The organism is Buchnera aphidicola str. Bp (Baizongia pistaciae), assembly GCF_000007725.1.
Classification (GTDB): domain Bacteria; phylum Pseudomonadota; class Gammaproteobacteria; order Enterobacterales; family Enterobacteriaceae; genus Buchnera_B; species Buchnera_B aphidicola_H.
On the sequence record NC_004545.1, the window covers coordinates 1 to 11,814 of the forward strand.

Here is an 11,814-nt window from a genome sequence, read left to right on the forward strand (position 1 = left end):
TTAAATGCACGCTCTCAAAATATTTCAGGCACTAAAGCACTAATACTATATAATTTATATAAAAATAAATTAATATTATTTCAAACTATACAAAATATAGAAATTTAACTTATGATATTTAATGCAAGTTATAAATTCAATCTATAATTTTACTTTAATCTATTATTAATTTGATGATTCAAACGTTAACTTAAAATGTAAAAAGTTATTAACATTTTTTAATTCAGTTATTAACAACCCTAATATGTAAGTTAACATTATAACAACAACCAAAAGAAGTTAGTTTTTAACAAAATATTATAACATAGTAGTAATAATTATCTTTTTATTATTATTTATTGTAAATAATTATTTTAAAATATACAATTACATATCAATAATATATTATATGAAGTTAATTAAATTACTTTTAGTAAAGATGCATGTTTTATTATTCTTAAACATAAATTTTTAAAAATAGGATTATTAATGTTACGTGAACAAAATTTCGATGTTATTATAGTAGGGGGTGGACATGCAGGAACTGAAGCTGCATTAGCTTGTTCCCGAATGAAAAAAAAAACTTTATTGCTAACTCAAAACATAAATACAATTGGAGCATTGTCTTGCAATCCTGCTATTGGAGGAATAGGAAAAAGTCATTTAGTTAAAGAAGTAGACGCCTTAGGCGGAATTATGGCAAAAGCAATTGACAAATCTGGTATTCAGTTCAGAATTTTAAACTCTAAAAAAGGATTTGCTGTCCGTTCAACTAGAGCACAAGCTGATAGGAAACTTTATAGTCAAACAATAAAAAAGACACTATTATTTCAAGAGAATCTATTAGTGTTACAGGCAGAAGTGGATGATGTTATTGTTAGTAACTACAAAATAATGGGTGTTATAACCCAAACAAAAATTAAATTTTTTTCTAAAGCTGTTGTATTAACCACAGGAACATTTTTAGGAGGTAAAATTTATATAGGTTCTAAATGTTTTTTAGGAGGGCGAATTAATGATTACTCTTCTATTAATTTAGCCCAACGATTAAAAGACTTACCTATTAAAATAGGTCGATTAAAAACAGGTACACCCCCCCGAATTAATAAACATACTATTAATTTTTCAAAATTAGATGTTCAATATAGTGACAATCCCTTACCTATATTTTCATTTATGGGAAACCAAAAAGAACATCCAAGACAAATTCCATGTTATATTACTGCAACTAATGAAAAAACTCATGAAATAGTTAGAAAAAATCTTAAAAAAAGCCCTATTTATTCAGGTTTAATAACGGGAATAGGCCCTCGCTATTGTCCATCAATTGAAGATAAAATCGTTCGCTTCTCCGATCGTAATGCACATCAGATATTTTTGGAACCAGAAGGATTACATGACATTGAAATATATCCAAATGGAATTTCAACTAGTTTACCTGAAGATGTTCAAGTAGAAATGATACATTCGATTAAAGGATTAGAACGAGCACAAATTACGCGCCCTGGTTATGCTGTTGAGTATGACTATTGTGATCCTAGAACTTTAAAACTAACTTTAGAAAGTAAGTTTATTGAAGGTTTTTTTTTAGCTGGGCAAATAAATGGTACTACAGGTTACGAAGAAGCTGCTGCTCAAGGTTTATTAGCAGGATTAAATGCTTCACTATATGCGTCTAATAAATGCGGGTGGTTTCCAAATCGAGGGCAAGCATATTTAGGAGTATTAATTGATGATTTATGTACTAAAGGTACAAAAGAACCATATCGTATGTTTACAGCAAGAGCTGAACATCGATTAATATTGCGAGAAGATAATGCTGATTTAAGGTTAACTAATATTGCAAAAAGCATGAATTTAATTGATAATTCAAGATGGACACGATACGTTGAAAAATTATCAAATATTAAAAATGAAACAACCCGTTTAGAAAATCTTAAAATTCGTTCTAAATTATATAGCATTACTGAATTAAATAATTTCTTTAGTATAAAAATAAATACAGAATCTACTGCCAAAGATTTATTAAAAAGACCAGAAATAAATTACTCTACTCTCATGTTATTTAAAAAATTTAGCCCTGGAATAAAAGATAAAGAAGCTTATGAACAAATAGAAATTCAAGAAAAATATTGTGGTTATATTAAGAGACAGATAAAAGCAATAAAAAATCAACTTAATAATGATTATATTGTATTATCTAAAATAAAAAATTATAAAGTTGTCAAGGGATTATCTAACGAAGTAGTTTCAAAATTGAATTTTTATAAACCATATTCACTTGGACAAGCTTCCAGAATTTCTGGAATTACTCCAGCTGCGATTTCTATTTTACTAATATATTTAAAAAAAAAATTATATAGTACATAATTTTTTTTACAAAATTTATGTTTTTTATCTGTTTTCTGTTTAGTTCTTTAATAATTTTAAAATTAATAATATTTTGGAATATTAAAATTATTAATTATACTGATTAAAATTTTTTTATATTTTTTGAAATAAATCAAATGTATTTTATATTCGAAAATGATATTTTTATTTTTAAATATCATATATAAAATTATATAAATTTATGATTTTTAATTTATGATGTAATTTAAAAATATCATTTTTATATATTAATTTTTAAATGTATTATTTTTCTATAATACTTATGACATCTGAGTATCATAAAAAATGGGATTATAAATGAACTTAGAACATAATTTTAACTTACCAAACTACATAAATCATCATCTTCATCATTTACAATTAAACTTAAGTAATTTAAAATTTCTAAATTTTAATGACAATTACATTCGAAATTTTTGGGTATGTAATTTTGATTCAATTTTTTTATCAATATTTTTAGGATTAGTGATTTTAATTTCATTTTTTAAAATTTCAAAAACATTTACAATACAAACGCCAAACAAAATACAAATTTGTATAGAATTAATAATAGATTTTATTAATAATAATGTAAAAGAAATTTATCATGGAAAAAACAAATTAATAGCACCATTATCATTAACAATCTTTGTTTGGATTTTTTTAATGAATCTCATGGATTTAATACCTATTGATTTAGTTCCATTTATTTTTCAAAACTTTTTCGAAACACAAATACCAATTAAATTAGTTCCTACAACTGATGTTAATATTACTATTTCTATGTCTTTAGTTGTATTTTTATTAATAATTTTTTATAGTATAAAAATAAAGGGTATAAAGGGATTTTTAAAGGATTTGTTTTTACAACCATTTCATAATCCTATCTTTTTTGTTTTTAATTTTATATTAGAAAGTATTAGCTTATTATCAAAACCAGTTTCATTAGGTTTAAGATTATTTGGTAACATGTATGCAGGAGAAATGATCTTTATTTTAATTTCAGGATTATTGCCTTGGTGGTTACAATGGATTTTAAGTGTTCCTTGGGCGATCTTTCACATTTTAATAATTTCGTTACAATCTTTTATTTTTATGGTATTAACCATTGTATATTTATCTATGGCTTCCACAAAACATTAGTTCAATGGTATAATGTTAATTATTTATAATAATGGAATAAAAGAGGAACAAAATGGATAATGTAAGCATGGATATGTTGTATATAGCAGTAGCCGTAATGATAGGATTAGCAGCCATAGGAGCAGCAGTAGGAATTGGTATTCTTGGAAGTAAATTTTTAGAAGGTGTAGCTAGACAACCAGATTTAACGTCTTTATTACGCACACAGTTTTTTGTAGTTATGGGTTTAGTTGATGCAATTCCTATGATTGCAGTAGGATTAGGTTTATATATGTTATTTGCGGTTATATAATGCACTGTATTTTATATATTTTAAATTTAAAGAAGTTATTAATAAATTTATATATATTCTTTACGTTATAATTTAGTAACGTAAAGATATATAATTTAATTTTTTTAATATAGGACGTAATAATATGGATTTTAATGTTACAATTGTTGGCCAAGCTATATCTTTTGTTTTATTTGTTTTCTTTTGCATGAAATATGTTTGGCCTTCAGTAATATTTATAATAGAAACTAGACAAAAAGAGATTAAAGATTCTTTGACGTTTATTGAAAATTCTAAAAAAGAGTTAAACATTTTTAAAGAAAATTCTAAAAATGAAATTAAAATTATAAAAAAAAATGCTTCTAAAATAATAGATTCTGCTATACAACAAAAAACACAAATTTTAAAACAAGCATACTTAGCTGCGGAAAAAGAAAAACAAACAATTTTAAAGCAAGCAAAACTAGATGTAATGATTGAATATCAGAAAGCACGTTATGAACTACGTCAAAAAGTTAGTAAGATAGCTGTAGAGATTGCTAAAAAGATAATAAATCGTTCTATTTGCATAGAAGAACAAAACAGTATAATTAGTTCGTTGATAAAAAAAATCTAAGGATTCAAATTTATGTCTAGTACTAAAGACGAATTACAATTATATGCAAAAGCAATTTACAACTGTGCTATATCTAACCATCAATCGTTAGATCACTGGAAGACAATGCTTCAGTTAATGGCTAATATATTAAATAATGAGATTATTAAAAATTTAATTTCAAAAGCTTACTTCTCACAGCATGTTATTTCTTTATTTATTGATTTATGTTGTAATAAAGTAAATCAATATGGAATTAATTTAATTAAAATTCTAGCAGAAAACAAACGTTTGATGCTATTAGAAAAATTATATAAAGAATTTATAAATTTATGTGAATTATATCAGGGAGTAGTTAATATAACTGTTATTTCCGCACACAAATTGAATGAAGAATATATTAGCAAAATTAATATCATGTTAAAAAAACGATTTTTCAAAAAAATAAATGTGACATACGTGATAGATGAATCAATTATAGGTGGTTTAATTATAAAGTTTTGTGATACAGTTATTAATGCATCCATTCATTCTCGATTAGAAAAATTATTAAATATTCTACAATATTAAAAGAAAATATAATATGCAAATAAGTTCTAGTGAAATTTGTGAATTAATAAGTAAGAAAATTGCAAAGTTTGATATTATAAGTTCAATGCATAATGAAGGAAGAGTTATTTCAGTTAGTGATGGTATCATACAAATTTATGGATTATCTGATGTTATGCAGGGAGAAATGTTATCGTTGCCCGGAGATAAGTATGCTATTGCTTTAAATTTAGAGAAAAATGTAGTAGGTGCTATAGTAATGGGTGAATATACGCATATTACTGAAGGTACTAAAATAATAAGCACTGGTCGTATTTTTGAAATTCCAGTTGGTTCTAAGTTTTTAGGAAGAGTGATAAATGCGTTAGGTGTTCCCATAGATGGTAAGGGTCGTATACAGGAAGAAAAATTTTTACCGGTAGAAATAAATGCACCAGGTGTAATTGATAGACAAAAAATTAGTGAACCGCTGCAAACAGGTTATAAATCTATTGATGCTATGGTGCCAATAGGAAAAGGTCAACGTGAATTAATTATTGGAGATCGTCAAACAGGAAAAACATCTTTAGCTATAGATACAATTATTAATCAGCGTAATACTAAAATTAAATGTATTTATGTAGCAATTGGACAAAAATTTTCTACAATTGTAAATTTAGTACGACAATTAGAAGATAATCAGGCATTAAATCATACAATTGTAATTGTTGCTTCTGCTTCTGAATCAGCAGCATTACAATATTTGGTTCCATATTCTGGATGTTCTTTAGGAGAATTTTTTCGAGATCAAGGAAAGGATGCGTTAATAGTATATGATGATTTATCTAAACATGCGATAGCATATAGGCAGATTTCTTTATTATTAAGGCGCCCTCCTGGAAGAGAAGCATTTCCTGGTGATATTTTTTACTTACATGCTAGATTATTAGAACGTGCTTGTAGAGTTAATAGTAATTATTTAAAAAACATTTTAGGGACTGTAAATAAATTTAGTACAGGTTCTCTGACTGCTTTACCAATTATTGAAACGCAGGATGGAGATGTTTCGTCTTTTATACCTACTAATGTGATATCTATAACTGACGGACAGATATTTTTAGAATCGAATTTATTTAATTCAGGAATTCGACCTGCAATTAATCCAGGGATTTCTGTTTCTCGGGTAGGAGGGGCTGCTCAATGTCAAATTATACGAAAATTATCTTCTGGGATAAGAACATCGTTAGCTCAATATCAGGAATTAATAGCTTTTTCTCAGTTTTCTTCGGAGTTAGATGAAATAACTAGAAATCAATTAATTCACGGAAAAAAACTTATTGAAATATTAAAACAAAAACAATATCACCCTATGTCTATAGCAGAGCAAGCAATTATTTTATTTGCAGCTGAAAATAATTTTTTAAATGATGTTTCTGTAGAACAAATTATAAAATTTGAAAAAATGTTATTACTTTTTTTTAATACAAATAATAGTGAGTTAGTTTTAAGTATAAATAATTATAAAAGAATTAATGATGTCGTTGAAAACCAGTTGAGTGATGTTATTAATGCATTTAAATTAACCAAATGCTGGTCATAAATATAGTAGTAAATAAGCTTTAAGGAGAAAAAAGCTTATGATTGGAATTAGAGAGATTCGTAGTAAAATGAAAAGTATTAATAATACAAAAAAAATTACGAAAGCTATGGAAATGGTTTCAATTTCTAAATTAAGAAAAATTAAAAAGCGAATGTGTTCTAGTCGCCCATATTTTAATATAATAAATCAAGTTATTTCTCATGTCATAACTGGAAATTTAGAACATTATCATACATATTTTAATCAAAGAAATGTTAAAAGAATTGGGGTAATTATTGTATCTACTGATCGTGGTTTGTGCGGTAATTTGAATACTCTTTTATTTAAAAAAGTATTAGAAGTACTTACAGAACATATTAATGAACATATATTGAATAATTTATTTGTTATAGGTACTAAAGCGTTAACGTTTTTTAAATCTTTTACAAATAATATTGTTTTTAGTCTTTCAAATTTGAAAAATGATTTTAAAATAATTGATTTGATGGAAATGATTCGTATTTCATTGGAGATGTATATATCTGGAAAAATAGATAAATTGTTTCTTGCATATAATAAATTTAACAGTACTATTATACAAACTCCTACACTTGTTCAATTATTACCCATTCTAAAACCTAAATTGGGTAAAAAAGAAGTAAAAAAAACCTGGGATTATATTTACGAATCTAATTCAAAAGTTTTATTAAATGTTGTGTTAAATCGTTATATTGAATTTCAAATTTATCAATCTATTTTAGAGAATTTAGTTTGTGAACAAGCTTCGCGTATGTTAGCTATGAAACAAGCAACAGACAATAGTGCAGATTTGTTAAAAGCGTTACAAATGAATTATAATAAAGTACGTCAATCTAGTATTACTCAAGAACTTACTGAAATTATTTCCGGTGCCGCTGCAGTTTCTTTGAATTAATTTAATAATCATTAGAGGACATATTAAATGATTACTGGGAAAATAGTTCAAATTATTGGAGCTGTAGTTGATGTTGAATTTTCTCAGCAATCAGTTCCTAAAATATTCAATGCGTTAAAAGTAGATAATCAAGGTTCTATCTTAATATTAGAAGTACAACAGCAATTAGGATCGGGAATAGTTAGAACTATTGCTATGGGATCTTCTAATGGATTAAAAAGAGGTTTATTAGTGGTTGATTTGGAACATGGAATTAAGGTTCCTGTTGGTACAGCTACGTTAGGTAGAATTGTTAATGTGCTAGGACAGCCAATAGATATGAAAGGACCTCTAAAAAATCATGATAATTCTGATATTGAATATTGGGAAATTCATCGAAAAGCACCAAGTTATAGTGAGCAATTAACATCTTATGAAGTTTTAGAAACAGGAATTAAAGTTATTGATTTAATTTGTCCATTTTCAAAAGGTGGAAAAGTTGGCTTGTTTGGGGGTGCTGGAGTAGGAAAAACTGTTAATATGATGGAACTAATTAGGAATATTGCTACAGAACATTCAGGATATTCAGTATTCACGGGTGTAGGTGAACGAACAAGAGAAGGAAATGATTTTTACCATGAAATGTCTGATTCACGCGTTTTAGATAAGGTTTCTTTAGTTTATGGTCAAATGAATGAGCCTCCTGGAAATAGATTGCGTGTTGCATTTACCGGTCTAACTATTGCAGAAAAATTTAGAAATGAAGGTCATGATGTTTTGTTATTTATTGACAATATATATCGATATACTTTAGCGGGAACAGAAGTTTCAGCATTATTGGGTCGTATTCCTTCAGCTGTAGGATATCAACCTACTTTATCTGAAGAAATGGGTGTATTACAAGAACGAATTACTTCGACTAATAAGGGGTCTATTACTTCTATACAGGCTGTATATGTTCCTGCAGACGATTTAACTGATCCTTCGCCTGCTACGACATTTTCACATTTAGATTCGACTATTACTTTGAGTCGTCAAATAGTTTCTTTAGGTATTTATCCTGCTATTGATCCATTAAATTCTACGAGTCGACAATTAGATCCTCGTATTGTAGGTCAGTTACATTATGATGTTGCATTGGGAGTTCGATCTATCCTACAGAGATATCAAGAACTTAAAGATATTATTGCTATATTAGGTATGGATGAATTATCTGAAGATGATAAAATATTAGTGTCTAGAGCACGAAAAATACAGAAATTTTTATCTCAACCTTTTTTTGTAGCAGAAATTTTTACTGGATTTTCAGGAAAGTATGTAAAACTTCAAGATACCATTAATGGATTTAAAGATATTATTGAAGGTAAAGTAGATCATGTACCTGAGCAAGCGTTTTATATGGTTGGTTCAATTAATGAAGTTATTGAAAAATCAAAAAAGTTATAATATGAATAATAATAAAGTATATTCTTTAAACGTTGTTAGTTTCGAGAAAATAATTTTTAATGATTTTGTGAAAAAAATTCAGGTTTCAGGAAGTGAAGGAGAATTGGGTATTTATCCTGGACATTTACAATTATTATCTTTAATAAAACCTGGGCCGTTATTAATTTTAGATGATCATGATTATCAGCATGTTATCTATATTTCAGGTGGAATTATAGAAGTACAACCCACGGTTGTTAGTATTTTAGCTGATACGGCTATTAGAGGTTTAGATTTAGATTTAAATGTTGTTTTAGATAAAAAACTAAAATTAGAAAATAAAATTAGTAACGTTGATTGTATTGACCGAAATGATGTGATACAACAATTATCATGTGAGTTAGCTAAATTACGTGTTATTGAAATGTTTAAAAATCAATATATAAAAAAAAATAATTAATATTTAAGGTTCAAATTGTGATAAATTAGTTCAAGCGGCAGGGAATAATAAAAGTATGAACATTCCTGTCGCATATTGTATATTTATGATATTAATAGCTATTAAGAGATATTTTATTAGCAAATTATTAATTTTATATATCAATATTGCTGGCTTTTAGTGCGTATAATTCTATAAATAATTTTCGAGGTTCTACAGAATCTCCCATTAAGGTATTAAATAATTTGTTAGTAGTATCAATATTGTGAAGTGTTATTTTTAGCATTCTCCTAGTTTCTGGATTCATGGTTGTTTTCCATAATTGTTCTGGATTCATTTCTCCTAACCCCTTATATCGTTGAATTAAAACGTTTTTAAAAGAATTTTGAATTAATAATTCAAAGTTTTTTTGGAAATTTTTTATAGAATATGTTTTGTTATTTTTTTTAATATGTATATTTTTTTGAATCATTTCTTGTAACTTTTTTCCTAAAGAATATATTTTTTGATATTCATAGCTGTTTATAAAAGTAATATCAAATTTGTACTCTTTAACTTCTGCGTTTTTTTGTATTTTTATTAGTGGTTCAAATATTTTGTCTTTTGAATTAAAAGTAATATGTGCTGAATAGTTTCTAGTACTGCTAGATTTTTTTTGTAATTGTATGACAAAGTTGTTAATCCAGTTATTTACATATACTTCATCATTTAAATTATTCAGTTTAGGATGATATAACATTTCATTGAGTATATTTAATGGAAAATTGTCTTTAATCTTAAAAAATATTGTTTGAATAATTTTGTATTCTGAAATTATTTTTTTTAGAGTATAGTTACATTTTATTTTGATTTCTTTATCGGTATTACTTTCTAATATGGTGTTTTCTAGCGCAGTAGAAAGTTTGTAGTTTTCCATTGTATTTTTGTCTTTAATATATCTTGTTTTATTATTTTTTGTTACTTTATATAAAGGTGGTTGTGCAATATATAAATATCCTCGTTGAATGATTTCAGGCATGTATCGATAAAAAAATGTTAGTAGTAAAGTTCGAATATGTGATCCGTCAACATCTGCATCAGTCATAATAATAATTCGGTGATAACGTAATTTTTCAGGATTATATTCATTTTTTCCTATTCCACATCCTAGTGCTGTGATTAATGTAGTAACTTCTTGTGAAGAAAGCATTTTTTCGTATCTTGCTTTTTCGACGTTTAAAATTTTTCCCTTTAAAGGTAAGATAGCTTGATTTTTTCTATTTCGTGCTTGTTTTGCTGACCCCCCAGCTGAATCTCCTTCAACTAAATAAATTTCTGATAATGCTGGGTCTCTTTCTTGACAGTCAGATAATTTTCCAGGAAGACCAATTAAATCTAGAGTTCCTTTTTTTCTTGTCATTTCTCTAGCACGACGTGCTGCATTTCTTACTCGTGAAGATTCTATAATTTTTGTTACGATATTTTTTGATTCTTGTGGATTTTCTAACAAAAATTCCATTAAAAATTCATTTACTAATGATTCTAATGCTGATTTTACTTCTGATGATACAAGTTTGTTTTTGGTTTGAGATGAAAATTTTGGATCGTTAATTTTTATTGATATAATTGCAGTTAATCCTTCTCTTGTATCATCTCCTATAATGTTTATTTTATTTTTTTTAATATATCCTTCTTTATCAAGATAATTATTCATAGTTCTAGTTAATGCTGAACGAAATCCAGATAGATGTGTACCCCCGTCTTGCTGCGGAATGTTGTTAGTATAGCAGTATATATTTTCTTGAAATCCTTTATTCCATTGCATAGCAATTTCTACTTCAACATTATTTTTTTTAGAAGAGAAATAAAATATTTTTGAATGTATTGGTTTTTTATTTTTATTTAAATATATGATAAATTCTTTCAACCCCCCTTGTTGATAAAAATTTTCGTTAATATGTTTTTTAGCATCGTCTAAATATATAGATACGTTAGAATTTAGAAAAGATAATTCTCGTAAACGTTTTGATAAAATTTCCCAATTAAATTGAGTAACATTAGTAAATATTTCAAGATTAGGCCAAAATCTTATTTTTGTACCCGTGATTTTAGTATAACCTATTATGGACAATGTGTTTTTGGGATAGCCATTTTTATAAATTTGGTAATATATTTTTTTATCTCGATATATAAATAGTTCTAGTTTTTTTGATAATGCGTTCACAACTGAAACTCCAACTCCGTGTAACCCTCCAGATACTTTATATGAAGTATTGTCAAATTTTCCTCCTGCATGTAATACTGTCATAATAACTTCTGCAGCTGAAATACCTTCTTCATCATGAATGTCAGTAGGAATTCCTCTTCCATCATCTTGTATAGAGATTGAATTATCGTCATGAATTGTTACAATTATGTTTTTGCAAAATCCAGCTAAAGCTTCGTCAATAGAATTATCTACTACTTCAAATACCATATGATGTAATCCAGTACCATCGTCTGTATTTCCAATATACATTCCAGGGCGTTTTTTAACTGCATCTAGACCCTTTAAAATTTTAATATTCGATGAAGTATAAGTATTTTTCATTTT

10 protein-coding genes are annotated in these 11,814 nt (G+C 26.7%); 9 read left to right on the forward strand and 1 reads right to left on the reverse strand.

Translation table 11 applies throughout. From position 1 onward, the window contains the following. Window positions 1-468: 468 nt before the first annotated feature. From mnmG to atpC, 9 genes are all read left to right on the forward strand, one after another. Complete coding sequence (mnmG, locus tag BBP_RS00005) at window positions 469-2,349, forward strand: tRNA uridine-5-carboxymethylaminomethyl(34) synthesis enzyme MnmG (protein ID WP_011091146.1); 1,881 nt, start codon at window positions 469-471, stop codon at window positions 2,347-2,349. A 318-nt stretch (window positions 2,350-2,667) separates the two neighbouring features. Continuing rightward, complete coding sequence (atpB, locus tag BBP_RS00010) at window positions 2,668-3,492, forward strand: F0F1 ATP synthase subunit A (RefSeq protein WP_011091147.1); 825 nt, start codon at window positions 2,668-2,670, stop codon at window positions 3,490-3,492. 52 nt (window positions 3,493-3,544) lie between these two features. Then, the gene (gene atpE, locus BBP_RS00015) at window positions 3,545-3,784 is read left to right on the forward strand and encodes a F0F1 ATP synthase subunit C (protein WP_011091148.1); all 240 of its coding nucleotides are present in this window, start codon (window positions 3,545-3,547) and stop codon (window positions 3,782-3,784) included. A 124-nt stretch (window positions 3,785-3,908) separates the two neighbouring features. Then, window positions 3,909-4,379 carry a F0F1 ATP synthase subunit B gene (locus BBP_RS00020; RefSeq protein ID WP_011091149.1) on the forward strand — a complete coding sequence of 157 codons (471 nt, stop codon included), beginning with the start codon at window positions 3,909-3,911 and terminating at the stop codon, window positions 4,377-4,379. Window positions 4,380-4,391: 12 nt separating this feature from the next. Beyond that, window positions 4,392-4,928, forward strand: a complete 537-nt coding sequence (locus BBP_RS00025) for a F0F1 ATP synthase subunit delta (protein WP_011091150.1) — start codon at window positions 4,392-4,394, stop codon at window positions 4,926-4,928. Window positions 4,929-4,941: 13 nt separating this feature from the next. After that, the gene (gene atpA, locus BBP_RS00030; protein ID WP_011091151.1) at window positions 4,942-6,486 is read left to right on the forward strand and encodes a F0F1 ATP synthase subunit alpha; all 1,545 of its coding nucleotides are present in this window, start codon (window positions 4,942-4,944) and stop codon (window positions 6,484-6,486) included. Window positions 6,487-6,523: 37 nt separating this feature from the next. Then, entirely contained in the window at window positions 6,524-7,399 is an 876-nt protein-coding gene (gene atpG / locus BBP_RS00035) for an ATP synthase F1 subunit gamma (RefSeq protein WP_011091152.1), read from the forward strand. Window positions 7,400-7,426: 27 nt separating this feature from the next. After that, window positions 7,427-8,824: a F0F1 ATP synthase subunit beta gene (atpD, locus tag BBP_RS00040; protein WP_011091153.1), complete on the forward strand. Its 1,398-nt coding sequence runs from the start codon at window positions 7,427-7,429 to the stop codon at window positions 8,822-8,824. 1 nt (window position 8,825) lies between these two features. Next, on the forward strand, window positions 8,826-9,263 hold the full coding sequence (gene atpC / locus BBP_RS00045; protein WP_011091154.1) for an ATP synthase F1 subunit epsilon: 438 nt from the start codon (window positions 8,826-8,828) through the stop codon (window positions 9,261-9,263). 133 nt (window positions 9,264-9,396) lie between these two features. On the opposite strand, the gene gyrB is transcribed toward atpC, so the two are convergent. Then, a complete protein-coding gene (gene gyrB, locus BBP_RS00050; RefSeq protein ID WP_011091155.1) occupies window positions 9,397-11,811 on the reverse strand; it encodes a DNA topoisomerase (ATP-hydrolyzing) subunit B in 2,415 nt (804 codons plus the stop codon). Between the last annotated feature and the right edge of the window lie 3 nt (window positions 11,812-11,814).